The organism is Bradyrhizobium sp. CER78 (assembly GCF_029846235.1).
Classification (GTDB): domain Bacteria; phylum Pseudomonadota; class Alphaproteobacteria; order Rhizobiales; family Xanthobacteraceae; genus Bradyrhizobium.
On the sequence record NZ_JARVWP010000015.1, the window covers coordinates 57,638 to 82,986 of the forward strand.

21 protein-coding genes are annotated in these 25,349 nt (G+C 65.0%); 14 read left to right on the top strand and 7 right to left on the bottom strand.

The window, feature by feature from the left end; translation table 11 throughout:
• Positions 1-73: 73 nt before the first annotated feature.
• Complete coding sequence (locus QDT69_RS27430) at positions 74-850, top strand: ribonuclease HII (protein ID WP_279709585.1); 777 nt, start codon at positions 74-76, stop codon at positions 848-850.
• Positions 851-1,160: 310 nt separating this feature from the next.
• Complete coding sequence (locus tag QDT69_RS27435; protein ID WP_279709586.1) at positions 1,161-2,666, top strand: glycosyltransferase family 39 protein; 1,506 nt, start codon at positions 1,161-1,163, stop codon at positions 2,664-2,666.
• 105 nt (positions 2,667-2,771) lie between these two features.
• On the opposite strand, the gene QDT69_RS27440 is transcribed toward QDT69_RS27435, so the two are convergent.
• A complete protein-coding gene (locus tag QDT69_RS27440; RefSeq protein WP_279709587.1) occupies positions 2,772-3,599 on the bottom strand; it encodes a uracil-DNA glycosylase in 828 nt (275 codons plus the stop codon).
• 187 nt (positions 3,600-3,786) lie between these two features.
• On the opposite strand from QDT69_RS27440, the gene QDT69_RS27445 reads away from it, so the two are divergent.
• The 6 genes from QDT69_RS27445 (at position 3,787) to QDT69_RS27470 (ending at position 12,528) form a co-directional block, all read left to right on the top strand.
• Positions 3,787-5,445, top strand: coding sequence for an electron transfer flavoprotein-ubiquinone oxidoreductase (locus QDT69_RS27445; RefSeq protein WP_279709588.1), 1,659 nt, complete (start codon positions 3,787-3,789; stop codon positions 5,443-5,445).
• Positions 5,446-5,856: 411 nt separating this feature from the next.
• Entirely contained in the window at positions 5,857-7,644 is a 1,788-nt protein-coding gene (locus tag QDT69_RS27450) for a tetratricopeptide repeat protein (RefSeq protein ID WP_279709589.1), read from the top strand.
• 319 nt (positions 7,645-7,963) lie between these two features.
• Positions 7,964-8,851, top strand: a complete 888-nt coding sequence (locus tag QDT69_RS27455) for a 4-(cytidine 5'-diphospho)-2-C-methyl-D-erythritol kinase (RefSeq protein WP_279709590.1) — start codon at positions 7,964-7,966, stop codon at positions 8,849-8,851.
• A gap of 337 nt (positions 8,852-9,188) precedes the next feature.
• Entirely contained in the window at positions 9,189-10,115 is a 927-nt protein-coding gene (locus QDT69_RS27460) for an SMP-30/gluconolactonase/LRE family protein (RefSeq protein ID WP_279709591.1), read from the top strand.
• A gap of 147 nt (positions 10,116-10,262) precedes the next feature.
• Complete coding sequence (locus tag QDT69_RS27465; protein WP_279709593.1) at positions 10,263-10,856, top strand: GNAT family protein; 594 nt, start codon at positions 10,263-10,265, stop codon at positions 10,854-10,856.
• Between the two features lie 28 nt (positions 10,857-10,884).
• Positions 10,885-12,528, top strand: a complete 1,644-nt coding sequence (locus QDT69_RS27470) for a GMC family oxidoreductase N-terminal domain-containing protein (RefSeq protein ID WP_279709594.1) — start codon at positions 10,885-10,887, stop codon at positions 12,526-12,528.
• A gap of 314 nt (positions 12,529-12,842) precedes the next feature.
• Here QDT69_RS27470 and QDT69_RS27475 read toward each other — a convergent pair whose 3' ends face one another.
• The 3 genes from QDT69_RS27475 to QDT69_RS27485 all read right to left on the bottom strand — a co-directional run bounded on the left by QDT69_RS27475 (position 12,843) and on the right by QDT69_RS27485 (position 15,615).
• Positions 12,843-14,345, bottom strand: coding sequence for an NAD(P)/FAD-dependent oxidoreductase (locus QDT69_RS27475; RefSeq protein ID WP_279709595.1), 1,503 nt, complete (start codon positions 14,343-14,345; stop codon positions 12,843-12,845).
• A gap of 88 nt (positions 14,346-14,433) precedes the next feature.
• Complete coding sequence (locus QDT69_RS27480; RefSeq protein ID WP_050422002.1) at positions 14,434-15,276, bottom strand: MoxR family ATPase; 843 nt, start codon at positions 15,274-15,276, stop codon at positions 14,434-14,436.
• A gap of 93 nt (positions 15,277-15,369) precedes the next feature.
• Entirely contained in the window at positions 15,370-15,615 is a 246-nt protein-coding gene (locus tag QDT69_RS27485) for a GlsB/YeaQ/YmgE family stress response membrane protein (protein ID WP_050422003.1), read from the bottom strand.
• 300 nt (positions 15,616-15,915) lie between these two features.
• Between QDT69_RS27485 and QDT69_RS27490 the strand changes: the two genes are divergently transcribed.
• The 3 genes from QDT69_RS27490 (at position 15,916) to sseA (ending at position 18,627) form a co-directional block, all read left to right on the top strand.
• A complete protein-coding gene (locus QDT69_RS27490) occupies positions 15,916-17,091 on the top strand; it encodes a VWA domain-containing protein (protein ID WP_279709596.1) in 1,176 nt (391 codons plus the stop codon).
• A 121-nt stretch (positions 17,092-17,212) separates the two neighbouring features.
• Entirely contained in the window at positions 17,213-17,623 is a 411-nt protein-coding gene (locus tag QDT69_RS27495; RefSeq protein ID WP_279709597.1) for a rhodanese-like domain-containing protein, read from the top strand.
• A gap of 146 nt (positions 17,624-17,769) precedes the next feature.
• Positions 17,770-18,627: a 3-mercaptopyruvate sulfurtransferase gene (gene sseA, locus QDT69_RS27500; RefSeq protein WP_279709598.1), complete on the top strand. Its 858-nt coding sequence runs from the start codon at positions 17,770-17,772 to the stop codon at positions 18,625-18,627.
• Between the two features lie 124 nt (positions 18,628-18,751).
• Here the strand turns inward: sseA and QDT69_RS27505 are convergent, their stop codons facing one another.
• Positions 18,752-19,597 (bottom strand): hypothetical protein, encoded by an 846-nt coding sequence (locus QDT69_RS27505; protein ID WP_279709599.1) that lies wholly within the window; start codon positions 19,595-19,597, stop codon positions 18,752-18,754.
• A 328-nt stretch (positions 19,598-19,925) separates the two neighbouring features.
• Between QDT69_RS27505 and QDT69_RS27510 the strand changes: the two genes are divergently transcribed.
• On the top strand, positions 19,926-21,164 hold the full coding sequence (locus QDT69_RS27510; RefSeq protein WP_279709600.1) for a L,D-transpeptidase: 1,239 nt from the start codon (positions 19,926-19,928) through the stop codon (positions 21,162-21,164).
• A gap of 75 nt (positions 21,165-21,239) precedes the next feature.
• Here the strand turns inward: QDT69_RS27510 and QDT69_RS27515 are convergent, their stop codons facing one another.
• Together QDT69_RS27515 and QDT69_RS27520 are read right to left on the bottom strand one after the other, a co-directional pair.
• A complete protein-coding gene (locus tag QDT69_RS27515) occupies positions 21,240-22,202 on the bottom strand; it encodes a D-2-hydroxyacid dehydrogenase family protein (RefSeq protein WP_279709601.1) in 963 nt (320 codons plus the stop codon).
• Positions 22,203-22,325: 123 nt separating this feature from the next.
• Positions 22,326-22,568, bottom strand: coding sequence for a hypothetical protein (locus QDT69_RS27520; protein WP_279709602.1), 243 nt, complete (start codon positions 22,566-22,568; stop codon positions 22,326-22,328).
• A gap of 274 nt (positions 22,569-22,842) precedes the next feature.
• Between QDT69_RS27520 and ettA the strand changes: the two genes are divergently transcribed.
• Both ettA and QDT69_RS27530 read left to right on the top strand, forming a co-directional pair.
• Positions 22,843-24,492, top strand: a complete 1,650-nt coding sequence (gene ettA / locus QDT69_RS27525; RefSeq protein WP_279709603.1) for an energy-dependent translational throttle protein EttA — start codon at positions 22,843-22,845, stop codon at positions 24,490-24,492.
• Between the two features lie 165 nt (positions 24,493-24,657).
• Positions 24,658-25,242, top strand: coding sequence for a TIGR00645 family protein (locus QDT69_RS27530; protein ID WP_074128031.1), 585 nt, complete (start codon positions 24,658-24,660; stop codon positions 25,240-25,242).
• The last annotated feature ends 107 nt before the right edge of the window (positions 25,243-25,349 follow it).

Below are 25,349 nucleotides of genomic sequence, written 5' to 3' on the forward strand. Positions count from 1 at the left end.
GCAGGACTGAATAACGGGGAAGGGCGCCCGGTTCCCGGTTGCGCCGCGGGCGGCGCTTGATCACGATCCCCGCATGATTCGGGACAAGTCCAAAAGCACGTCCAAGAGCACGTCCAAAAAGACGCCGGCCAAGTCAGCCGCGCCGGACAAGCGCGTCATCACCGTGACGCGACCGAGCTTCCGGCGCGAGCGCGCGCTGATCAAGCGTGGCGTCTGGCCAGTTGCAGGCTGCGACGAGGCCGGGCGCGGCCCGCTGGCGGGGCCCGTGGTCGCCGCCGCCGTGGTGCTGGACCCCAATCGGATTCCAAAAGGCCTCGATGATTCGAAGCGGCTGACCGCCGAGCGCCGCGAGGAACTGTTCGAGGAGATCTGCGCGACCGCTGCGTTCTCGGTCGCAGTGGCCTCACCGGCGCGAATCGATCGCGACAACATCCTGCGCGCCTCGCTGTGGGCGCTGGCGCGCGCGGTGCACGCGTTGCCGGAGATGCCGAAGCACGTCTTCGTCGACGGCCGCGACAAGCTCGCCACGCCCTGCGACTGCGACGCCGTGATCGGCGGCGACGGCATCGTGGCCTCGATCGCGGCGGCCTCGATCATCGCCAAGGTGACGCGCGACCGCCTGATGTGCCAGCTGGCGCTGGATTGCCCCGGCTACGGTTTCGAGCAGCACAAGGGCTATGGCGTTCCCGAACACCTCGAGGCGCTGGACCGGCTCGGGCCGAGCAGCCATCACCGCAGCTTCTTCGCCCCCGTCGTCGCCGCGCGGCTGAAGCATTTTCCGGCGCCGGCCGAGCCCGACCTGTTCACGGTCGATTCGGAAAGCGAAGCCGCGGCATCCGAAGCGGCGTAGCGCGCACCGCCTCCAACCCACCCAACGCTGTCATCGCCCGGCTCGACCGGGCGATCCAGTATTCCAGAGGCGGTCGTTTTCGATCGATAGGCCGCGGCGTACTGGATCACCCGCTTTCACCGGTGATGACAGCGGAGTTTGGCTTTGCAGGGGGCGCACTTCCGGCCATGGTTGCCTCCACCGCCGCCTGCCGTTATCAAAACCCTCGGGATCAGATGGCGCCGCCATGTTGTAGCATGATCTTTTCGGAAAACCGCTTCGCACTTTTCCGGATCATGCTCGCGGGTGGCTGGGGCATTTCAGGCGTTTCATGCGGTTTACCTCCCTGGTTGTCGAACTGATCCGCGCCCGGCCGCGCCTCGTGGTGTGGGTCGTGGTGCTGGTGCAGGCCGCGATCTGGCTGTTGCTGCCGCTGATCTTCTACGGCTGCCCGCCCGGCAATCTCGCCACCGTGCTCGCCTTCGGCCGCGAATATCAGGTCGGCACCGACATGGGGCCGCCGCTGGCGTTCTGGCTCGCCGACATCGCCTTCCGCGCCGCCGGCAATCACGTGTTCGGCGTCTATCTGCTGGCGCAGGTCTGCGAGATCGCCACCTTCATCGCCTTCTACCAGCTGGCGCGCGCCATCGTCGGCGGCCCGCAGGGCGTGCTGGCGGTGCTGCTGTCGATGACGGTCGTGGTATTCTCCTCGCCGAGCGTCGAGTTCGGCCCGCTGATCCTGGCGCGCCCGCTCTGGGCGCTGTTGCTGCTGCATTCCTGGCAACTGATCGGACAGAACCGGCGCAGCGCCTGGTTCGCCTGGTCGATCGATTGCGGTCTGCTGCTGCTGACGACGCCGGCGGCGATCGGGATGATCCTGCTCGTGGTCGGCTTTGCGGTCGCAACCGAGCGCGGGCGGCGCACGCTGCGTGCGGTCGATCCGCTCTATGCGCTGCTCGTGATCATCGTGCTGGCGCTGCCCTATCTGATCTGGCTGGTCCGCGCCGACGTGCTGGCGCTGCCGGCCTTGCCTGCGCTCGCCGATCTCAAGGCGCGCGCACTGCGCTGGGGTGTCGTGCTCGGCGGACTGATCGTGGCGACGGGGGCGATCGTGCTGCTGGCGATCCTCAATTCGCGCTGGTTCGCCCGCGATAATGAGGACGCGCCGATCATCTACCGTCCGCCGGTCAGTCCGCTGGCGCAGCAATTCGTCTATTTCTTCGCGTTCGCGCCCGCGATCGTGAGCAGCTTCATCTCCGGGCTGTTCGATCTGGATCGCGCCTTCGGCGGCGCCGGCGTGGCGCTGTTGATGTCGGGGCTGGCGGTCGTCGTCGCGACCGGCGATCTGATCCATCTGCGGCGGCAGCGGCTGCTGCGTTCGGTGTGGGCCTTCGCGGTCGCAGCGCCCGCGGCGCTCGCGCTGGCCGCGGCGCTGTTCCAGCCCTGGACCAGCACCAAGGAGGTGCCGACCTCGCTGCCATCAGTCGCGATGGGGCGTTTCTTCGACGACAGCTATGAGCGCCGCACCAACCAGCGCCTGCGCGCCGTCGCCGGCGATCCGGAGCTCGCCAGCCTGATCGCGATGAACGGGCGCCGCCCGCATCTGTTGCTCGACGCCGCGCCGCAGCGGACGCCGTGGCTGTCGGTCGCGAAGTTCAACGAGACCGGCGGCGTCGTGGTCTGGCGCGCGCAGGACACCGCCGGCACCCCGCCGCCCGAACTCGCGCAACGTTTCCCCGGTCTCGTGCCCGAAGTGCCGCGCTCGTTCGACCGGCTGGTCAATGGCCGGCAGCCGGTGCTGCGGATCGGCTGGGCGATCGTGCGGCCGAAGGGGTAGCAAGACGCAGATCTGTAGGGTGGGTTAGCCGAAGGCGTAACCCACCATTTCTCTCCGCGGTGAGCAAAGTCGGTGGGTTACGGTTCGCTAACCCGCCTTACGAAGCTAAGCCGTCGCCGGCTGCAGCACCTTCGCGATCGCGCGCAGATCCTGCCACGACAATCGCTTGTAGGACGGCGAGCGCAGCAGATAGGCCGGATGGAAGGTGGCGACGGCGCGGATCGTGCGGGTGCCGGTGTCGTAATCGATCCATTTGCCGCGCGTGCGCATGATGCCCTCGCGCGTTCCGAGCAGCGCCTGTGTCGAGGGATTGCCCAGCGTCACCAGCACGTCGGGATTGACCAGCTCGATATGGCGCTGGATGAAGGGCAGGCACACCTGCGTCTCCTGCGGCGTCGGCGTGCGGTTGCCCGGCGGCCGCCACGGGATCACGTTGGCGATATAGGCCGAACGGCGGTCGAGCCCGATCGCGGCGATCATGCGGTCGAGCAGCTTGCCGGAGCGGCCGACGAACGGCAGTCCCTCGATGTCCTCGTCGCGGCCCGGTGCCTCGCCGACGAACATCACGCGCGCCTCGGGGTTGCCATCGGCGAACACCAGCCGGGTCGCGGTGTGCTTCAACGCGCAGCCGTCGAACGTCTCCATCAGGGTGCGCAATGCTTCAAGCGTCGGCGCGGTGCGCGCGGCCTCGCGCGCCGAGGCGATCGCGGCGTCCGGCGCGACGGTGATTTCGCTGCGCGGAACGGCGGGCATCGGCGCGGGGCGCAGCGGATTGAGCGCCACCGGCCGCGGCGCGGCGGGGGCGGGAACTGGTTCGGGCTCTTCCAGCCGGTTGATCGGCTCGTCGCCAAGCGCGCAGTCGACCCCGGCCTCGAGGTAAAAGGCCAGCAATTGCTGCAGTGTAGGGGTGGGCTCGGGCGTCGGGGCCATCATCGGCGCAATCTAGAGCATCAACGGGAAAAGTGGAGGCCGGTTTTTGGAAAAGAACTATGCTCCTGCGGCGTCGCGGCCGCGCGAAACCTCGCAAAGCGCAATTCCATGGTTGTCCTTCCGCTAAAAATCGGAAACAACGACCTCTGAAAAGCTTAGAAGCGTTCTCAATGGGCTGAGATCAAAGATCATGAGTGCTGAAGACCTTCCTCCGCGCGAGTCTATGGAATTCGACGTCGTCATCGTCGGCGCCGGCCCGTCCGGCCTGTCGGCCGCGATCCGGCTGAAGCAGCTCAATCCGGAGCTCTCGGTCGTCGTGGTGGAGAAGGGCTCCGAGGTCGGCGCGCACATCCTGTCGGGTGCGGTGATCGATCCGGCCGGCCTCGACAAGCTCGTGCCCGATTGGCGCGAGGATGCCGATTGTCCGCTGAAGACCCAGGTCACGAGCGACCGCTTCTACTGGGCGACGTCGCAGGGCTGGTTCCGCATCCCGAACTTCATCATGCCGCCGCTGATGCACAATCACCACAACTACATCGGTTCGCTCGGCAATGTCTGCCGCTGGCTGGCGCCGAAGGCGGAAGCGCTCGGCATCGAGATCTATCCGGGCTTCGCCGCGGCCGAAGTGCTCTATGACGACAAGGGCGCGGTGCGCGGCATCGCGACCGGCGACATGGGCATCGCCAAGGACGGCAGCCACAAGGATTCCTATACCCGCGGCATGGAGCTGCTCGGCAAGTACACGCTGTTCGCCGAAGGCGCGCGCGGCTCGCTGTCCAAGCAGCTGATCGCGAAGTTCAAGCTCGACGCTAACTCCGAGCCGCCGAAGTTCGGCATCGGCCTGAAGGAGGTCTGGCAGATCGATCCGGCGAAGCACAAGAAGGGCCGGGTGCAGCATACGCTCGGCTGGCCGCTGAACGACAAGACCGGCGGCGGCTCGTTCCTCTATCATTACGACGACAACCGCGTCGCGGTCGGCTTCGTCGTGCATCTGAATTACTCCGATCCGTATCTGTCGCCGTTCGACGAATTCCAGCGGATGAAGACGCATCCCGATATCCGCGAGCTGTTCGAAGGCGGCAAGCGCCTCGCCTATGGCGCGCGCGCCATCACCGAGGGCGGCTACCAGTCGGTGCCGCGGCTCTCTTTCCCGGGCGGCGCGCTGATCGGCTGCGCCGCGGGCTTTGTCAACGTCCCGCGCATCAAGGGCGTCCACAACGCGATGGGCTCCGGCATGCTCGCCGCCGAGCATCTCGCCGCCGCGCTCGGCGCCGGCCGCGCCAATGACGAGCTCGTCGAGTATGAAAATGCCTGGCGTTCGTCGGCGATCGGCAAGGATCTGTTCAAGGTCCGCAACGCCAAGCCGCTGCTGTCGAAGTTCGGCAATTTGCTCGGAATGGCGCTGTCCGGCTTCGACATGTGGTGCAACACGCTCGGCTTCTCGCTGTTCGGCACCCAGTCGCACGCCAAGCCCGACCGCAAGACGCTTGATCCCGCCAAGCAGCACCAGCCGATCGCCTATCCGAAGCCGGACGGCAAGATCTCCTTCGACAAACTGTCGTCGGTATTCCTGTCCAACACCAACCATGAGGAGGACCAGCCGGTCCATCTCAAGGTCGCCGACATGAACCTGCAGAAGACGTCGGAGCACGACGTGTTCGCAGGTCCGTCCAACCGCTATTGCCCGGCCGGCGTCTACGAGTGGGTCGAGGAATCGGCAGGACCGCGCTTCCAGATCAACGCCCAGAACTGCGTCCACTGCAAAACCTGCGACGTGAAGGATCCCAACGGCAACATCACCTGGGTTCCTCCGGAGGGTGGCGGCGGTCCGAATTACGAGGCGATGTAAGCCGACCACATTTGCGTGAGGCCGAGCGCAGCCCGCCGCAACCTCCGCTTGGCCTCTGCCTTGCGGAAGCGGCCGGATTGCACTGTCGGATGCGTCCGAACACTCGGAACAAGGTGCCGCGGCGTCAGGATCCGGCGCTTTTTGCGTCTGCGCGCGAATATGCCCGGCCCGGTCACGATACCGCCATAGTGGGAGCGTCTTGCGGGGGCTGGCTGGATCGGCGGATCCAAGGGCCTAATCTGCCAATTGATTCGTCACGGATTGCCTTTGGGCGATCCTTGCGGATGACCGCCAAAAGCGGCATTGTCGCTCGCCGTGATGCCGCCGCTTGGGTTCGCATTTTGAGACTGATCGCAAGATCTTGGCCGTAAAATCCATCTTGGCGTAAATCCCTGGAGCAAGGCGACCGTGATGCTGTCCACCCGTTTCAACCGCCTGACGATTGCCCTTCTTGCTGCCGCGGCGCTTGCCGTGCCTGCGCAGCTGTCGGCGCAAACGCCGGAACATCCGACCGACAATACCGCCCAGTTCCCGTCCAGGACCGACCTGAAATCGCTGACCACGGCCGGCAGCTATCTCGCCGCCCGCCACGCCAGTGTCGAACGCGATGCGGCCTCCGCCGCGGCGTTCTACCGCTCCGCGCTGCGCACCGATCCGAAGAATTCCGAGCTGCTCGACCGCGCCTTCATCTCCTCGCTCGCCGACGGCGACATCGACGAGGCGGTCAAGCTCGCCGACCGCATCCTGACCCAGGACAAGGCCAACCGCGTCGCCCGCCTCGTGGTCGGCGTGCGCGACCTCAAGCTGAAGAAGTACGCCGCCGCGCAGTCCAACATCAACCAGTCGGTGCGCGGCCCGATCACCGATCTGGTGGCGACGCTGCTGTCGGCCTGGGCCGCCTATGGCGCCGGCGACAGCAAGGGCGCGGTCGCCTCGATCGACAAGCTGACCGGCCCCGAATGGTATCCGATCTTCAAGGACCTGCACGCCGGCATGATCTACGAGCTGTCCGGCAAGGAGAAGGACGCCGGCGCCCGCTTCGAGAAGGTCTACAAGCTCGACGATTCGATGCTGCGCACGGTCGACGAATATGCGCGCTGGACCTCGCGCAACAAGGACGCCGCCGCCGCCACCGCGATGTACGAGGCGTTCGACAAGAAGCTGCCGCGCCATCCGCTGGTGCTGGAAGGCATCAAGGAGACCAAGGCCGGCAAGAAGCTGCCGCCGCTGGTCGACAGCCCGCAGGCCGGCGCTGCCGAAGCGCTGTACGGCATCGGCGCGACGCTGACCCGTCGCGGCGGCGAGGACCTCGCGCTGGTCTACCTGCAGCTCGCGCTCTATCTGCAGCCGAACCATCCGCTGGCGCTGCTGTCGCTCGCCGATCTCTATGAATCGGTCAAGAAGCCGCAGATGGCGATCAAGGTCTATGAGCGGATGCCGGCGTCCTCGCCGCTGAAGCGCAATGCGCAGATCCAGCTTGCGACCAATCTCGACGCCGCCGACCGCAGCGACGAGGCGATCAAGATCCTCAAGGAAGTCACCGCGGATCAGCCGAAGGACATCGAGGCGATCCTGGCGCTCGGCAACATCGAGCGCGGCCGCAAGAAGTTCGCCGACTGCGCCACCACCTATTCGCAGGCGATCGAGGCGCTGCCGGCCGGCAGCGGCGACAAGAATGCCTGGGTCACCTATTACTACCGCGGCATCTGCGAGGAGCGTTCCAAGCAGTGGAACAAGGCCGAGGCCGACATGCGCAAGGGGCTCGAGCTGCAGCCCGAGCAGCCGCATGTGCTGAACTATCTCGGCTATTCCTGGATCGACCAGGGCATCAACCTCGACGAAGGCATGAAGATGATCAAGCGTGCCGTCGATCAGCGCCCTGACGACGGCTACATCGTGGACTCGCTCGGCTGGGCTTACTATCGGATCGGCAATTACGACGAGGCGGTGAAGAACCTCGAGCGCGCGATCGACCTCAAGCCGGAAGATCCGACCATCAACGACCATCTCGGCGATGCCTATTGGCGCGTCGGCCGCACGCTGGAAGCCAAGTTCCAGTGGGCGCACGCCCGCGACCTCAAGCCCGAGCCGGAAGAGCTGCCGAAGATCCAGGCCAAGATCGACAACGGCCTGCCGGACGACACCTCGAACGCCGCCGCCGCCGACAAGAAGAAGGACGACGACGGCAAGGGTGGTTAGTCGGCACCCTCGCACTACATTTCCGGAGAAAACGGTGATGCCCGGGCTCGTCCCGGGCATTGACGTTTGTCCACTTGCTTTGTCATTCCGGGGCGATGCGAAGCATCGAACCCGGAATCTCGAGATTCCCCGATGCGCAGTTGCGCGTCTGAGGTTCGCCCTTCGGGCGCCCCGGAATGACGGAGCAGTCACGAGCATGACGGTTTGCCCGCGTCCGGCGCGTGCGAAAACCCGGAATTTCCGTCCAAACAAAGGGATAGGATCGTGAGGCGATTTACGCTAATCGCTCACGATCATTGTTTTTTAGGGGTTTATCGCCGTGCCGGCGCTGATTGAAGAAGGGCGTGCCAAGGTCAACCTGACACTGAAGGTTGTCGGGCGGCGCGTCGATGGGTTTCATGACCTCGAAAGCGTCGTCGCGTTTGCCGATTGCGCCGATCGTCTCATGCTGGAGCCGGGACCGGAGCTGTCGCTGACGATGGCGGGGCCGCTGGCCGATGCCTGCGGAGATACGTCTGATAATCTGGTGCTCAAGGCCGCGCGGCTGCTCGGCGAGCGCGTTGTGGATCTCGAGGTCGGCCACTTCACGCTGGAGAAGGTGCTGCCGGTTGCCGCCGGCATCGGCGGCGGTTCCGCGGATGCCGCGGCGGCGCTGCGGCTGTTGGCGCGGCTCAACGAGCTCTCGCTCGATGACAGCAGGATCATGGAGGTCGCGCTGCAAACCGGCGCCGACGTGCCGGTGTGCGTCGCCTCGCGCGCCTGCGACATGACCGGCGTCGGCGAGGGCCTGCTCCCGCTCGACCTGCCGAAGATGCCGGCCGTGCTGGTCAACCCGCGCCTGCCGGTCGCGACCAAGGACGTCTTCAATGCGCTCGGCCTGCGCCATGGCGAGCTTTTGATCGGCGCCACCGATGTCGTGATGCAGGCGCCGGCCTGGCCGGAGGCCGGCAGCGCGGTCGACGACTGGATCGCGGCACTGTCGCGCGGCACCAACGATCTCGAATCTCCCGCCGCGCGCATCGAGCCCGTCATCAGCGACGTCTTGTCCGCGCTGCGTGCGACCACCGGCGTTCGTCTGGTGCGCATGTCCGGCTCCGGCGCGACCTGCTTTGCCGTGTTCGGAACCGACGCCGACGCAGAGGCCGCAGGCGAGAAGCTCCGCGCCGACCATCCCGGCTGGTGGGTGCACGCGGGCTCGTTGAGCTGACGCAATCGCGCGGCCCGCATCTGTCAGCGCCCGGCTCGACCGGGCGATCCAGTACGCCGCGGCCCATCGGTTCAATAACGACCGCCTCTGGAATACTGGATCACCCGCCTTCGCATTCGCGGGTGATGACACCCTGTTTGTTCTGCATGTGTGTGTCCGCAACGCGCAGCGACGACAGCGATGGATGTGGCGCCCATCCCACCGCAACGCCGGGCAGCCTTGCGCCCTGGATTGCTTGGCAAGCCAAACCCCGTTTGCCATAACAGGATGAAACAACAACGTTGCGCGTGCGGGGCCGTTCGGAGACCGCCGGCAGCCAAAGAGCCGGGAGGATGCCATGGCCAATATCCGAGTTCTCGCCACCGATCTCGAGTTTCCCGAAGGTCCGGTCGTCATGCCCGACGGCTCGGTCGTGCTGGTCGAAATCCGCGGCCAGCGGCTGACCCGGGTTTATCCGGACGGGCGCAAGGACATCGTCGCCAAGGTGCCGGGCGGCCCGAACGGCGCCGCGCTCGGTCCCGACGGCAAGATCTACATCTGCAACAATGGGGGCTTCTCCTGGATCCCGACCCGCAACATGATCATGCCCGGACCGCAGCCGGAGGATTATCTCGGCGGCTCGATCCAGCGCGTCGATCTGCAATCGGGCAAGGTCGAGACCGTGGTGACGAAGTGCGGCGAGCATGAGCTGCGCGGGCCGAACGATCTGGTGTTCGACAAGCAGGGCGGCCTGTGGTTCTCCGATCTCGGCAAGCGCCGCGCCCGCGACATGGATGTCGGCGCGTTCTATTACCTGAAGCCCGGCATGAACGAGATCGTCGAGGCCGTGCATGGCATCCTGCCGGCCAACGGCATTGGTCTGTCGCCGGACGAGAAGACCGTCTACATCGCGGAGACGCCGACGGCGCGGCTGTGGGCCTACGAGGTGTCCGAGCCCGGCACCATCAAGCCGCGCGACGTGATCTATCGTGGCGAGCGCGGCAAGCCGATCGCCGGCCTTGGCGGCTACCAGATGTTTGATTCACTCGCCGTCGAAGCGAACGGCAATGTCTGCGTCGCGACGCTGATCTCGGGTTGCATCTCGGTGATCGCGCCCGACGGCACCGTGGTCGAGCAGGTGCCGACCGGCGACCGCGTCACCACCAACATCGCGTTCGGCGGCCCGGATCTGAAGACCGCCTATATCACGCTGTCGGGCAAGGGTGAGCTGATCGCGATGGACTGGTCGCGGCCGGGATTGCCGCTGAATTTTCTGAACAAGTGACGATTGCGCTTCGCAAAGCGCAATCGTCATCCCGGGGCGATGCGTGAGCATCGAACCCGGGATCTCGAGATTCCCCGATGCGCAATTGCGCATCTGTGGTTCGATGCTGCGCATCGCCCCGGAATGACAACAACGGAGAGATTTCGAATGCCCTGGCTTGAACCGGTCACCCTTCGCGGCGCGCATGCGCGGCTTGAACCGCTGTCGCATGATCACCTCGCTGGACTGACCGAGGCGGTGAAGGACGGCGAGCTGTCAAAGCTCTGGTACACCGCGATTCCGCAAGCGGAGAACATGGCGAAAGAGATCGACCGCAGGCTTGGCTTGCAGAAGGCCGGCTCCATGCTGCCCTTCACGGTGTTCGATGCCGATGGCCGGATCTCGGGCATGACCACCTACATGAATGTCGACACGCCGAACCGCCGCGTCGAGATCGGCTCGACCTGGTACGCCAAGCGCGTGCAGCGCAGCGCGGTCAACACGCAGTGCAAACTGCTGCTGCTGCAACATGCCTTCGAGAAGCTCGATTGCATCGCGGTCGAGTTCCGCACGCATTTCTTCAATCACCAGAGCCGGCGCGGCATCGAGCGTTTGGGTGCCAAGCAGGACGGCATTTTGCGCAGCCACCAGATCGCGTCCAACGGCACGTTGCGCGACACCGTGGTTTACAGCATCATCGCCAGCGAATGGCCGACGGTGAAGGCGCATCTCAACTATCAACTCAACGAAAAGCCGCGCTGACACGGTGGTCGGCGCCAGAAACGAGACGATGGAAACGTTCGATTATGTGATCATCGGCGCGGGCTCCGCCGGAAGCGTGCTGACCAACCGGTTGAGTGAAGACGCGGGCACGCGGGTGTGCGTGCTCGAGGCGGGGCCGAGCGACTGGCATCCCTACATCCATCTGCCGGCCGGCTTCATCAAGACCTTCCACATGAAGAGCGTGAACTGGGCCTACCAGCAGGAGCCTGGTCCCTACACCGGCGGCCGCAGCATCTACGCGCCGCGCGGCAAGACGCTCGGCGGCTCGTCCTCGATCAACGGCCATATCTACAACCGCGGCCAGCGCCAGGATTTCGACACCTGGGCGCAGCTCGGCAATCGCGGCTGGGGCTACCCTGACGTGCTGCCGTATTTCCGGCGCATGGAGCGGCGGATCGGTGAGGGCGACGACACCTATCGTGGTCGGAATGGCAATCTCACCGTCACCACGATGGATTGGCAGGACCCGCTCTGCGAGGCCTTCATGGCGGGCGCGGTCTCGCTCGGCATTCCGCGCAACCCTGACTACAACGGCCAGATCCAGGAGGGCGTGTCGTATTGCCAGCGCACCATCCTGAACGGCCGCCGGGTCAGCGCCGCGACCGCCTTCCTGCATCCGGCGCGCCGCCGTCCGAATGTCGATGTGCGCACGCACGCCCATGTCACCGGTATCATCTTCGAGGGCAAGCGCGCGGTCGGCGTCCGCTATAACCGCGGCGGCAAGCACGGTGATCCCCTGGAGATCCGCGCCACCAAGGAGGTCATCCTCTCCGGCGGCGCCTACAACTCGCCGCAGCTGTTGCAGCTGTCCGGCGTCGGCTCGCCGGACCTGTTGCGATCGCACGGCATCGAGGTGCGCCACGCGCTGCCCGGTGTCGGCGAAGGCCTGCAGGATCACTACGCGCCGCGCTCGGTGGCGCGGGTCAAGAACATCCGGACCATCAACGAGCTGCGCCGCGGCTTCAGCCTGTGGGGCGAGGCGATCAAATGGGCGACGACGCGGCGCGGGCTGCTGTCGCTGTCGCCGACCATGGTCTACTGCTTCTGGCATTCCGGCGAGACCACCGAGAGCTCCGACCTGCAGCTCACCTTCACGCCGGCGAGCTACAAGGAAGGCGTGCAGGGCCAGCTCGAGGACGAGCCCGGCATGACGGTCGCCTCATGGCAGCAACGGCCGGAGAGCCGCGGCTATGTCCGCATCCGCTCGGCCGATCCGTTCGCGCCGCCGATCATCCAGACCAACTATCTCGCCGAGGAGATCGACCGCCGCGTCGTCGTCGCCGGCATGAAGCTGGCGCGCCGGCTGCTCGCCTCCGAGCCGCTCAAGCCGTATTTCGCCTATGAGGACTTTCCCGGTCCGAAGGTCACGAGCGACGAGGAGCTGCTTGCGGCCGCAACCCAGCGCGGCACCACCACCTTCCATCCCGGCTGCACCTGCCGGATGGGACCGGCCGACGCGCCCTGGGCCGTGGTCGACGACCAGCTTCGGGTCCATGGCATGGAGGGCCTGCGCGTGATCGACGCCTCGATCATGCCGCGGATGATCTCGGCCAATCTCAACGCCTCGACCCTGATGATCGCCGACAAGGCCTCCGACATGATCCGCGGCAAGACGCCCGAGGCGGCTGCGAAGCTGCCGGAGTATGCGTGAGGGGGGCGTCATTGCGAGCGGAGTGAAGCAATCCATCTCTCCGCGTGTGCGGATGCATGGATTGCTTCCGCCTTCGCCAAGGCTTCGGCGGACAAGTCGTCGCGATCACTCCTTGCAATGACGGAGTGTTTGATGAAGACGTGACGCGCTCTTTGATCAGCGCGTTTCATCTATCACCGTCATGCTGAGGAGGCCGCGCAGCGGCCGTCTCGAAGCATCGACGGCCACCAGCGGGGCCGTGCACCCTTCGAGACGCGCTACGCGCTCCTCAGGGTGACGGGATCAGCAGCCGGTGACCGGAAGAAGGAAGCAGCTCAGCCGTAGACGAACGCCTTGTCGTCGAGGTCGATCGCGGGGAATTCGTCCTTCTCGGCCCAGTAGTCCTGGTTGTGCTGCCACTCCGGCTTGTCGCCGCGCTTCGGCAACAGGTGCATGCCGCGCATCATGTAGCCGGGGTTGAAGTTCTCCGGATCGATCCACGGCAGCAGCGGCATGTTGTGGTCCTCGGGGCGCAGCGCCGGCGTCACCTTGTTCACGCCGGTTGTCTTCATGTGCTTGAGCATGCGGCAGACGAAGTCGCCGACCAGATCGACGCGCAGGGTCCAGCTGGCGCGGAAATAGCCGAACACCCAGACGAGGTTCGGCACGCCGGTGAACATCATGCCGCGATAGGTCACGGTGTCCTTGAAGTCGAGCGGCTTGCCGTCGATCTCGAAGTCGATGCCGCCATTGGCGGAGAGATGGAAGCCGGTCGCGGTGATGATGATGTCGGCCTCGAGCTCCTTGCCGGACTTGAGCAGGATGCCCTTCTCGGTGAAGCGGTCGATCTCGTCGGTGACGACGGATGCCTTGCCGCCCTTGATGGCCTGGAACAGGTCGGCATCCGGCACGAAGGCGATGCGCTGCCGCCACGGCCGGTAGCTCGGCGTGAAATGCGTGGCGATATCGTAGTCCTTGCCGAGAACGGCCTCGACCGCGGCCAGCAGATCCTTCTTGGCGCCCTCGGGGTCGGCGAAGGTGCGCTTGGTGAACGCGTCCTGCTCGAACAGGATCTTGCGCCTGACGATCTCGTGGATCCAGGCCTCGTCGACCTGCAGCCTGCGCAGCTCCTCGGCGATCTCGATCGCGTTGCGGCCGGTGCGGAAATAGGTCGGCGAACGCTGCAGCATAGTGACGTGGCCGGCGTCCTTGGCCATCGCCGGAATCAGGGTCGCGGCGGTGGCGCCGGAGCCGATCACGACCACGCGCTTGCCCTTGTAGTCGAGGTCGTCGGGCCAGGTCTGCGGATGCACGACCGTGCCCTTGAACTTCGCCATGTCGGTCCATTCGGGCGTATAGCCCGCGTCGTGGCGGTAGTAGCCCTGGCACATCCAGAAGAAGTTGGTGGTGAAGCGCAGCCGCTCGCCGGTGTCGATGCGCGTGGCATCGATGGTCCACAGATTGGTCTCGTTCGACCACTTCGCCGCGGTGATGGTGTGGCGATAGCGGATGTGGCGGTTGAGGTCGTTCTCCTCGATCACCTCGCCCATGTATTTCAGGATCTCGGCTGCGCTCGCGATCGGCGCGCTGGTCCACGGCTTGAAGCGATAGCCGAAGGTGTGCAGGTCGCTGTCCGAGCGGATACCGGGATAGCGGTGGGTCGACCAGGTGCCGCCGAACGTCTTCTGCGTCTCCAGCACCACGAAGCTGGTGCCCGGGCATTGCGTGGTGAGGTGGTAGGCGGCGCCGACGCCGGAGATGCCGGCGCCTGCGATCAGGACGTCGAAATGCTCTGTGGCGACCGGCTCGGCGGCGCGGATCTGGGTCTGGACGTTCATCTTCCCTGGTCTTCTTGTTGTTGGCTTGTTTGTTGAGCGATGGAAGCAAAACGCCGGAGCCATTGCCCGGCGCCTGCCGATCTCGAAACTAGACTTCGCGGCGGCTGAGGAACGCCAGCCGCTCGAACAGATGCACGTCCTGCTCGTTCTTGAGCAGCGCGCCATGCAGCGGCGGGATCAGCTTGCGCGGATCGCGCTCCCTGAGCATCTCGGGCGTGATGTCTTCGTTGAGCAGCAGCTTGAGCCAGTCGAGCAGCTCGGAGGTCGAGGGCTTCTTCTTCAGGCCCGGAACCTCGCGGACCTCGAAGAAGATCCGCAGCGCCTCTTCCACCAGCCGCTTCTTGATGCCGGGGAAGTGCACGTCGACGATCTGGCTCATCGTGTCGGCGTCGGGGAACTTGATGTAGTGGAAGAAGCAGCGGCGCAGGAAGGCGTCCGGCAGTTCCTTCTCGTTGTTCGACGTGATCATCACGATCGGGCGCAGCTTCGCCTTGATGGTCTCGCCCGTTTCGTAGACGTGGAACTCCATGCGGTCGAGTTCGAGCAGGAGGTCGTTGGGGAATTCGATGTCCGCCTTGTCGATCTCGTCGATCAGCAGCACCGGGCGCTTCTCGTTGGTGAAGGCCTCCCACAGCTTGCCGCGCTTGATGTAGTTCTTGATGTCGGACACCCGCGCGTCGCCGAGCTGGCTGTCGCGCAGCCGCGACACCGCGTCGTATTCGTAGAGGCCCTGCTGCGCCTTGGTGGTCGACTTGATGTGCCAGGTCAAAAGCGGCGCGTCGATCGCCTTGGCGACTTCCTCGGCCAGCACGGTCTTGCCGGTGCCGGGCTCGCCCTTCACCAGCAGCGGGCGCTCGAGCACGATGGCGGCATTGACGGCGACCTTGAGGTCATCGGTGGCGACGTAGTCCTTGGTACCGGTGAATTTCATCTATCTCTTTGCCTTGCTTCGTTCGTTGGCCGGTTCGGCCTCAACATGAAACGACCGCTCTCGCAGCGGCCGTGGGAACTGCAAATTGTTCGATCAGACCCGCCTGATCAGCGACAGGATCACGAGCACGACCACGGCACCGATCGTCGCGTTGACGATGTCGCGGACCGTGCCGCTGCCGAGGCTGACGCCGAGTTGCGGCAACAGCCAGCCCGCCACCAGCGCGCCGATGATGCCGACGACGATGTTGCCGATCAGCCCGAAGCCCGCGCCGCGCACGATCAGTCCAGCGAGCCAGCCGGCAATCGCACCGATCACCAGTGCCGCAATGATGCCCATTCAAACAGCCTCTGCCTCAATGACCTGTCACATACAATTGTAGTTGAAAAACCCGGCCGGTCTAGCGCGGATTCCGCAGCGCAGCGGTACCGAAGGCGGTGTCAGTATGGAATGTCATTCATCATCTTTCCGCTGCGCGGAATGCCCGGCGGCCTGCGCATGGCTGCATCGGGTCGTGCAGGCGCCTCCGGCGGAGCCGGAGCGCAGGAAGCTACCGGGTGGAAACGAATGGCTGATCTCGGAATGGAGCAAGGCCGGGGGCCCTTGACGCCACCGGCCCCGCGGGCGATTTAAGTAACCATGTTCCTCCAGTTCTTCACATCACTGCGCGCCGCCCAGGTCCCCGTGACGCTCCGGGAATATCTGACCTTGATGGAAGCGCTCGACGCCGACCTCGCCGAACAGACGGTCGAGAACTTCTATTATTTGTCGCGCGCCGCCCTGGTGAAGGACGAGCGCAATCTCGACAAGTTCGACCGCGTGTTCGGCACCGTGTTCAAGGGGCTCGAGAGCCTGCTCGACGCCATGGGCAAGGCGGAGATCCCCGAGGAGTGGCTGAAGAAGCTCGCCGAGAAATATCTCACCGAGGAAGAGAAGAAGCAGATCGAGGCCATGGGCTGGGACAAGCTCATGGAGACCTTGAAGAAGCGGCTCGAGGAGCAGAAGGGCCGCCACCAGGGCGGCAGCAAGTGGATCGGCACCGCCGGCACCTCGCCGTTCGGCGCCCACGGCTACAACCCCGAGGGCGTGCGCATCGGGCAGGAGAAGAACCGCAACAACCGCGCCGTGAAGGTGTGGGACAAGCGCGAGTTCAAGGATCTCGACGGCAATGTCGAGCTTGGCATCCGCAACATCAAGGTCGCGCTGCGGCGGCTGCGCAAGTTCGCGCGCACCGGCGCGCCCGACGAGCTCGACCTCGACACCACGATCAAGGAGACCGCCAACCACGGCTATCTCGACGTGCACATGCGCCCCGAGCGGCGCAACGCGGTCAAGGTACTGGTGTTCTTCGACATCGGCGGTTCGATGGATTCGCATATCGAGCAGGTCGAGGAACTGTTCTCGGCCGCCAAGAGCGAATTCAAGCACATGGAATATTTCTACTTCCACAACTGCCTCTATGAGGGCGTCTGGAAGCAGAACAAGCGGCGCTTCACCGATCGCACGCCGACCTGGGACGTGCTGCACAAGTACCCGCACGACTATAAGGTGGTGTTCGTCGGCGACGCCTCGATGTCGCCTTACGAGATCATGGTGCCCGGCGGCTCGGTCGAGCATGTCAACGAAGAAGCCGGCTCGGTCTGGCTCGACCGCATCACCCGTACCTATCCGCACGCGGTGTGGCTCAATCCGGTGGCGCAGAAGCACTGGGACTATTCGGAATCGACCACCATCATCCGCCGCCTGTTCTCCGAGCGCATGTATCCGATCACGATCGAGGGTCTGGAGAACGCGATGCGGGAGCTGGTGCGGTAATAACTTCCGTCATTCCGGGGCGATGCGAAGCATCGAACTCGGAATCTCGAGATTCCGGATCACCCGCTTCGCGTCTGTCCGGAATGACGGTGGCAAAAGACAAGGACAAAGGGAGAGCCCCATGCCCCAGAACATCCACCGCGGCATCAAGGTGATGATGGACGAGGCCAATGCCGAGATCGAGACCATCAGCGCGGCCGATGCGATCACCATGATCGGCAAGAACGACGTCGTGATCGTCGACATCCGCGATCCCCGCGAGATCGAGCGCGACGGCAAGATCCCCGGCGCGTTCTCCTGCACCCGCGGCATGCTCGAGTTCTGGATCGATCCGAACAGCCCCTACGCCAAGCCGATCTTCCAGGAAGACAAGAAGTTCATCTTCCACTGCGCCGGCGGCCTGCGCTCGGCACTGGCAGCCAAGACCGCAAAGGACATGGGCCTGAAGCCGGTCGCGCATATGGGCGGCGGCTTTGCCGCCTGGCGCGAGGCCGGCGGTCCGATCGAGGCGTGGGAGCCGAAGAAGGGCTGAGCTGAAGGTACGTTCTCCGTCATTCCGGGGCACGACGTTAGTCGCGAACCCGGAATCTCGCGCGACAACCTCTAGATTCCCCGATGCGCAATTGCGCATCTGCGGTTCACGCTTCGCGTGCCCCGGAATGACATGAAGGAATGATCATGACCGCGACCGACGATCCGCTCGTTTCGACCGAATGGCTGGCCGCGCATCTCGGCGATGCCAATGTCAGGGTGCTCGACGCGACCTTCAAGCTGCCCGGCGTCTTGCCGCTGCCGAAGGACGACTACCTCGCCGCGCATCTGCCCGGCGCGGTGTTCTTCGATGTCGATGCGGTGTCCGATCATTCCAATCCGCTGCCGCACATGTTTCCGAGCGCCGAGCAGTTCGGCCGCGATATCGGCGGGCTCGGCATCAGCAATGCCGACACCGTCGTGATCTATGATGCCGGCGGCTGGGTCGCCGCGCCGCGCGCCTGGTGGATGTTCCTGTCGTACGGCCATCGCAACGTGCGCATTCTCAACGGCGGCCTGAAGAAGTGGCGCGCCGAGGGCAGGGCGGTCGAGAGCGGCGAGGTGAAGCCGAAGCCTGCGACCTTCAAGGCGAGCTATGATCCGAAGCGTGTGCGCAGCATCGAGCAGATGATCGCCAATGTCGAAAGCCGCAAAGAGCAGGTGATCGATGCGCGCGCTGCCGATCGCTTCGAGGGCCGCGCGCCGGAGCCGCGGCCGGGCATCCGCACCGGCCACATCCCGGGCGCCCGCAACGTGCCCTACAACCAGCTGTTCGACGCCGCGACCGGCGAAATGAAGCCGCTCGACGAGCTGCGCAAATCGTTCACTGGGGCGGGCGTGAAGCTCGATGCGCCGATCATCACGAGCTGCGGCTCGGGTGTCTCGGCCGGCGTGCTGACGCTTGCGCTCTATCGGATCGGCGTCACCGACACCGCGCTGTATGACGGTTCGTGGTCGGAATGGGGGCAGGCAAGCGGCCCGCCGATCGCGACGGGGCCGGCCTGATCGATACTCCTAAAGCGGGATGAGTTTTGGTTGAATCGGCTTGGCGCGGTCTTGCTTCACCTCTCCCCACCGGGGAGAGGTGAACTTTCGACGCCGTTCCAGCTCAACCTAATCTCATCAGGCTTTAGCGCCGCGTCAGCGGCACCAGGGTCGGATTGCCGAACGGATCGAGCTGCTGCTGAACGGCCTGCCGCACCACCGGCCGCGCGCGGACGATCCGCCGTCTTTCCTTGCGATGCGCCGGCTTGCTGGTCGCATTGTGCTCCGGCTTTTTCGCCTCAGTGGCCTTCGGCGCCACCGGTTGTTCGACGACAACTTCCGGTCCGCCCAGCGTCGCGATCTTGGTCTCGGCCGCGATGGTTTCGGGTGACGGCGGCGGTGTCGGCTCCGGCGCCACCATCGCTGGTGCCGGTGGAGCAGGCGCGGGCTCGCTGGTTGCGGCGGGCGGATCGGCCACGGCGGCGACCTTGGGTTCGGCAGCGGCCGGCGCCACTTCGGCTGCGGCCGGTGTCGGCTGCGATGCTGGCGGCGGATCTGGGGTCGGAGGCTGCGGAGCGGCCTCGGCGGATTGCGCCGGTGCGGGCGTCTCCACGGCTGGAGGTTCGGCCTTGGGGGAGGCGGGCGGCGGCGCATCATCCGCCTTCACCGCGGCGAGCTTGTCCGGCTCGGCAGCAGGCGACGCCTCCGCGGGAGCGGCCGGTTCAGACACTGCCGGTTCGGCGACGGTCGAGGGGGTAGGAACGTCCGTTGTCGTCTTGTCCGCGGCGGGCGGCTCGACCCGCACCATGGCGAGCACCGGCGCGGCCTCGGGCTGCTGCGCGAACTGCGGCTCGGGCGGGGCCCGGCGGGCCGGAATGCTGGCGAATTCCTCATGCGCCGCGCGAAACAGCGCGGCGGCTCCTAACCCGAATACCAGGAGCGATATCGCCAGCACGATCGCGGCGAACAGGAAACGAAGGCCGGGGAGCATGGGCGCGGGTTCCCCCTTCTGCGGGAGGGTCTTTGATGTCGAGGGAACGCGGTGACCACACAAGAAAGCCGACGTCGCGAACGCGAATCAGGCCGATTCGAAGATATCGCAACCCCCGGAGACTGTTTGTTACAAAATGCGGGTGATTGATGACTTTGGGCACGTGGACAAACAATCCCGACCCATGAGACATCTTTGCCGCAGCGTTGACGGCAAATCACAAATGCCCGAAATAGCCCGGATTTCGCGGATTTGTCTTGAATGCGCCGCTATCTTCCTGCATTGGGCCGTTAACAGTCCGGTGTGGCTTGGGGACTATAATAGAGCAATGATGATCAACCGCATTCTGACGATTTGCGCTGCCGCGGCTCTCGGCCTGGCAGGAACTTCGCTTGCGCATGCGCAGCAGGGTTATCCGGCCCCCCAGGGCACTGGCTATTCGACGGCGCCCCAGCCCTATCCGCAGGGCAGCATGCCGGATTTCGACGCCCTCAACGACGATGAAGATGCGCCGCGTAGTTCGGCCGCGCTGCCGCCGCCCGGCCCGGTGATGTCGCCGGATGATCCGCGCTATGGCCGCCCGATGAACGCTCCGGTCTATTCCGATCGTGGCGCGCCGTCTGGTCCGGTGATGTCGCCGGACGATCCGCGCTACGGCCGTCCGATGAACGCTCCGGTCTATTCCGATCGTGGTGCGCCGACCGGCCCGGTGATGTCGCCCGATGATCCGCGCTATGGCCGTCCGATGGGGCCGCCGCCGGTGATCTATGGCGATCGTCCGGGCGCGCAGCAGGCCAATCGCGACAATGGTGTTCCCGCTGCAGGTGTCTCCTACGGCGACGACCGCGGCGGCATGCGTCCGCCCGAGGGCGTGACCGGAGCCGTGCCGCAGCAGCAGGCGCCGGTCGATGCCAATGGCAAGCCGGTGCGGATCGCAGCGCTGCCGGCGGACGAGCAGCCGGAAGACGGACCCGCGCAACTGCCACCGAACCTGCGCCGCCAGGAAGTGGCGTTCGCGACCAAGGAGCCGGCCGGCACGATCGTTGTCGATACGCCGAACACCTATCTCTATTACATCCTCGGCAACGGCCGGGCGATCCGCTACGGCGTCCGCGTCGGCCGCGACGGCTTCACCTGGACCGGTGTGCAGAAGATCACCCGCAAGGCCGAGTGGCCGGACTGGCATCCGCCGACCGAGATGATCGAGCGCCAGCCCTATCTGCCGCGCTTCATGGCCGGCGGACCCGGCAACCCGCTCGGCGCCCGCGCGATGTATCTCGGCTCGACCGTGTACCGTATTCACGGCACCAACCAGCCGTCGACCATCGGCAAGTTCGTCTCGTCGGGCTGCATCGGCATGCTGAACGAGGACGTCTCGGATCTGTTCGAACGCGCCAAGGTCGGCACCCGCGTGGTTGTGCTGCCCGGCGGCGCAGCCCCGGGAACGACGACGGCCTCTGCCGCGCCGGCGAACCCGATGGCCCCCGCGCAGGCTCAGGCCGCGCCGCTGCCCGGCACGCAGCCGACCTCGGTGCAGCCGCTGCCCGCGCCGGTCACGGTGCGCTAGGCCAACAGGCACATCCATCATTGAAAAAGGCGCGCGAACTGCGCGCCTTTTTTGTTTGCCGATCGATGTCCGGCCTCAGGCCAGGCGCCGCGGCGGCTCGCCGCCCTTGGTGAAGGCGTCGATGCACGCGACCATCTGCTGATAGTGCGCCTGCAGGCTCTCGCGCGTTGCATAACCGAGGTGCGGTGTGATCACGACATTGTCGAGCTTGCGCAGCGGGTGATCGGTCGGGAGCGGCTCGACGGAGAACACGTCGATGCCGGCGCCTGCGATCTTCTTCTCGCGCAGCGCCGAGAGCAGCGCGTCCTCGTCGACGATCGGCCCGCGCGCGGTGTTGACGAGATAGGCCGACGGTTTCATCCGGGCGAGATCGGCGGCGCCGACCAGTCCGCGCGAGCGCGGGCTCAGCACCACATGGATGGTGATGATGTCTGATGTCGCGAACAACTCGTCCTTGCTGGCATAGCCGACGCCGGCCTCCTTGCACTTCTCGGGCGTCAGGTTGGGGCTCCAGGCGATCACGTTCATGCCGAACACCTTGGCCATGCCGGCGACCTTGCTGCCGAGCTTGCCGAGGCCGATGATTCCGAGCGTCTTGCCCTCGATCTCCGTGCCGGCAAAGGTCTGCCACGGCTCGCCGGCATGCATCCGCGCATTCTCGCGGCCGATGCCGCGGGTCAACTCCAGGATCAGGCCCAACGTCAGCGGCGCGGTGGGATCCTGGCTATATTGGGTGCCGCACAGCACCACTTGGCGCGCCTTGGCGGCGTCCATATCGATCGCGGCGTTGCGCATGCCCGACGTGATCAGGAGCTTCAGCTTGGGCAGCGCATCGAGCAGGCTCTTCGGGAACGGAGTGCGTTCGCGCATCGCGCAGATGATCTCGAAATCCTTCAGCGCGCCGGCTGCTTCGGCCTCGCTCGCGAAAGGCTTGTCGAACACGGTGGCCTCGACGCGATCCTTGATCTGTGGCCAGTCCGCCAGCGAAAGCGCGATGTCGAAATAGTCATCGAGGATTGCACAGCGGAGCCGCGTCATCGGAAGGTCCATTCAGGGTGAGGGCGACGGCAGAAAATCGACCGTCGAGATCCCTGATGGTCGCGCGCAATCGGCAGGCGCGCAAGCGGCCACGGTTTCAAAAAGCGGCGATTGCTACAAGGCTCAGGACGGCTTGCGCGTCTTCGCGGTGCGGATATCGGCGAGCATCGACCTGACCGCAGGCGACAGCGCCATCTGCTTGGCACGGCAAGCCGGGCCCGGGCCGCGCATATAGTGCAGTTCCGGCCGGTAGGGATTGAAAGCCTTGGCGGCGAAGGCCCGCCAGAAGGCGCGGAATTCGGCGAACAGCGTCGCCTCGGATTTGGTCACCGGGCGCGAAAGCGGTGCTGAAATGATGGTAGCCATGACGTGGCCTCAACTGTTTTGGTCGCGGTTCTGCCGCGAAAATCGCCGTTTTTCGGCGTTGCAGACGAGTTTTGGCCTGATTTATTAAAAGATGGTTTCAATTGTCGGGATTCCGCGCGCACATTGCCGCGAACCCGTAGTCACCCGTGCTGATCGGACGAAACGTGGTGAACGGATGGAAAACGCCGGCCCCGCGGTTGCGCTTTCGGGGGCCGGCCGTTACATCGGCGGCAGCAAAATTTCCTCTAAATCGGATCAATTCCAGGGACAGCGGATGGCTCGCCAGTTCATCTATTTCATGCAGGGTCTGACCAAGGCGTACCCGACCCGCAAGGTGCTTGATAACATCCATCTGAGCTTCTACCCGGACGCCAAGATTGGCGTGCTCGGCGTCAACGGCTCGGGCAAGTCGACGCTGCTCAAGATCATGGCCGGTCTCGACAAAGAGTATAACGGCGAGGCCTGGGTCGCCGAGGGCGCCCGCGTCGGCTATCTCGAGCAGGAGCCGCATCTCGATCCAAAACTCTCGGTCCGCGAGAACGTCATGCAGGGCGTCGCCAAGCAGAAGGCGATCCTCGACCGTTACAACGAGCTCGCCGTCAACTATTCGGACGAGACCGCCGACGAGATGACCAAGCTGCAGGACGAGATCGAGGCGCAGGGCCTGTGGGATCTCGACAGCAAGGTCGACCAGGCAATGGATGCGCTGCGCTGCCCGCCCGACGATGCCGATGTCACGAAACTGTCGGGCGGTGAACGCCGCCGCGTCGCGTTGTGCCGCCTGCTGCTCGACCAGCCAGAATTGCTGCTGCTGGACGAACCGACCAACCATCTCGACGCCGAGTCGGTGTCGTGGCTGGAAGGCCATCTGCGCAATTATCCCGGCGCGATCCTGATCGTGACCCACGACCGCTACTTCCTCGACAACGTCACGAGCTGGATCCTCGAGCTCGACCGCGGCCGCGGCATTCCCTACGAGGGCAACTACTCGTCCTGGCTGGTGCAGAAGCAGAAGCGGCTCGAGCAGGAAGGCCGCGAGGACGCCGCCCACCAGAAGACGCTGGCCCGCGAGCAGGAATGGGTGGCGTCGTCGCCGAAGGCCCGCCAGGCCAAGTCGAAGGCACGCTACCAGCGCTATGAGGAGTTGCTCAAGCAGGCGAGCGAGAAGCAGACCCAGACCGCGCAGATCATCATCCCGGTGGCCGAGCGGCTCGGCGCCAACGTCGTCGACTTCGAGGGCCTCAGCAAGGGCTTCGGCGATCGCCTGCTGATCGACGACCTCAGCTTCAAGCTGCCGCCCGGCGGCATCGTCGGCGTGATCGGTGCCAACGGCGCCGGCAAGACCACGCTGTTCAAGATGATCACCAAGCAGGAGCCGCCGGACAAGGGCAGCATCACGGTCGGCGAGACCGTGCATCTCGGCTATGTCGACCAGTCGCGCGACGCGCTCGACGGCAAGAAGACGGTGTGGGAGGAAATCTCCGGCGGCAACGAGCTGATCCTGCTCGGCAAGAAGGAAGTCAACTCACGCGGCTACTGCTCGTCGTTCAACTTCAAGGGCGCCGACCAGCAGAAGAAGGTCGGCGCGTTGTCAGGCGGTGAGCGCAACCGCGTGCATCTCGCCAAGATGCTGAAGTCCGGCGCCAACGTCCTGCTGCTCGACGAACCGACCAACGACCTCGACGTCGACACGCTGCGCGCGCTGGAAGAGGCGCTGGAGGATTTTGCCGGTTGCGCCGTCATCATCAGCCATGATCGCTGGTTCCTCGACCGCATCGCGACCCACATCCTGGCCTTCGAGGGCGACAGCCACGTTGAATGGTTCGAGGGCAACTTCCAGGACTACGAAAAGGACAAGATGCGCCGGCTCGGCCAGGACAGCATCATTCCGCATCGCGTGAAGTACAAGAAGCTGACGCGCTGATCGGTTCGATCGGTCGAGCGCGGCGATCGTGCCGCGTTCGACTGTTCCTTGTTTGCAGGATCGTGACGGCATCGCGGCGCAATCTGCGGCCAGTTGTCGCTTTTCAAGCGCGCGGGATTACGTAGATAGAGCGCTCCGCAATTTCAATTCCGCGAGCACTCCAACATGTCCGCTGTTTCCGACGCGCGTGCCCCTCTGAAGGGCCGCTCGCTGCGTCCCGTTCCGATGCTGATCTTCGGATCGCGCTGGCTGCAATTGCCGCTCTATGTCGGCCTGATCATCGCCCAGGGCGTCTATGTCGTGCTGTTCCTCAAGGAACTGTGGCACCTGTTCGCCCACGCCTTCGATTTCAGCGAGCAGCAGATCATGCTGGCCGTCCTCGGCCTGATCGACGTCGTCATGATCTCGAACCTGCTTGTGATGGTGATCGTCGGCGGCTACGAGACCTTCGTTTCGCGCCTCAATCTGCAGGGACATCCCGACGAGCCGGAATGGCTCAGCCACGTCAACGCCAGCGTGCTGAAGATCAAGCTGGCGATGGCGATCATCGGCATCTCCTCGATCCATCTGCTGCGGACCTTCATCGAGGCCGGCGCGCTGTCGTCAGGCAAGGGCAACTACACCGAGACCGGCGTGATGTGGCAGACCATCATCCACTGCGTCTTCATCCTGTCGGCCATCGGCATCGCCATCGTCGACAAGCTGTCGAACGACTCGATCGAGGGCGCCAAGCAGCAGTCCGGGCACTGAGCATGATCCGGAAAAGTGCGAAGCGGTTTTCCGAAAAGATCATGCTCGAACAAAGAGCTAGAGCGCGATGGCGATTTAACCTGGTCTCATCGGCTTCAGGACCAACG

Coding starts and splice junctions, on each gene's coding strand:
- QDT69_RS27435 (WP_279709586.1), top strand. CDS start 1,161: ATGCGGTTTACCTCCCTGGTTGTCGAACTGATCCGCGCCCGGCCGCGC.
- QDT69_RS27530 (WP_074128031.1), top strand. CDS start 24,658: ATGTCCGCTGTTTCCGACGCGCGTGCCCCTCTGAAGGGCCGCTCGCTG.
- QDT69_RS27465 (WP_279709593.1), top strand. CDS start 10,263: ATGCCCTGGCTTGAACCGGTCACCCTTCGCGGCGCGCATGCGCGGCTT.
- QDT69_RS27480 (WP_050422002.1), bottom strand. CDS start 15,276: ATGAAATTCACCGGTACCAAGGACTACGTCGCCACCGATGACCTCAAG.
- QDT69_RS27430 (WP_279709585.1), top strand. CDS start 74: ATGATTCGGGACAAGTCCAAAAGCACGTCCAAGAGCACGTCCAAAAAG.
- QDT69_RS27485 (WP_050422003.1), bottom strand. CDS start 15,615: ATGGGCATCATTGCGGCACTGGTGATCGGTGCGATTGCCGGCTGGCTC.
- QDT69_RS27475 (WP_279709595.1), bottom strand. CDS start 14,345: ATGAACGTCCAGACCCAGATCCGCGCCGCCGAGCCGGTCGCCACAGAG.
- QDT69_RS27495 (WP_279709597.1), top strand. CDS start 17,213: ATGCCCCAGAACATCCACCGCGGCATCAAGGTGATGATGGACGAGGCC.
- QDT69_RS27445 (WP_279709588.1), top strand. CDS start 3,787: ATGAGTGCTGAAGACCTTCCTCCGCGCGAGTCTATGGAATTCGACGTC.
- QDT69_RS27460 (WP_279709591.1), top strand. CDS start 9,189: ATGGCCAATATCCGAGTTCTCGCCACCGATCTCGAGTTTCCCGAAGGT.
- QDT69_RS27515 (WP_279709601.1), bottom strand. CDS start 22,202: ATGACGCGGCTCCGCTGTGCAATCCTCGATGACTATTTCGACATCGCG.
- sseA (WP_279709598.1), top strand. CDS start 17,770: ATGACCGCGACCGACGATCCGCTCGTTTCGACCGAATGGCTGGCCGCG.
- QDT69_RS27520 (WP_279709602.1), bottom strand. CDS start 22,568: ATGGCTACCATCATTTCAGCACCGCTTTCGCGCCCGGTGACCAAATCC.
- QDT69_RS27440 (WP_279709587.1), bottom strand. CDS start 3,599: ATGATGGCCCCGACGCCCGAGCCCACCCCTACACTGCAGCAATTGCTG.
- QDT69_RS27505 (WP_279709599.1), bottom strand. CDS start 19,597: ATGCTCCCCGGCCTTCGTTTCCTGTTCGCCGCGATCGTGCTGGCGATA.
- QDT69_RS27450 (WP_279709589.1), top strand. CDS start 5,857: ATGCTGTCCACCCGTTTCAACCGCCTGACGATTGCCCTTCTTGCTGCC.
- QDT69_RS27510 (WP_279709600.1), top strand. CDS start 19,926: ATGATGATCAACCGCATTCTGACGATTTGCGCTGCCGCGGCTCTCGGC.
- QDT69_RS27470 (WP_279709594.1), top strand. CDS start 10,885: ATGGAAACGTTCGATTATGTGATCATCGGCGCGGGCTCCGCCGGAAGC.
- QDT69_RS27490 (WP_279709596.1), top strand. CDS start 15,916: ATGTTCCTCCAGTTCTTCACATCACTGCGCGCCGCCCAGGTCCCCGTG.
- ettA (WP_279709603.1), top strand. CDS start 22,843: ATGGCTCGCCAGTTCATCTATTTCATGCAGGGTCTGACCAAGGCGTAC.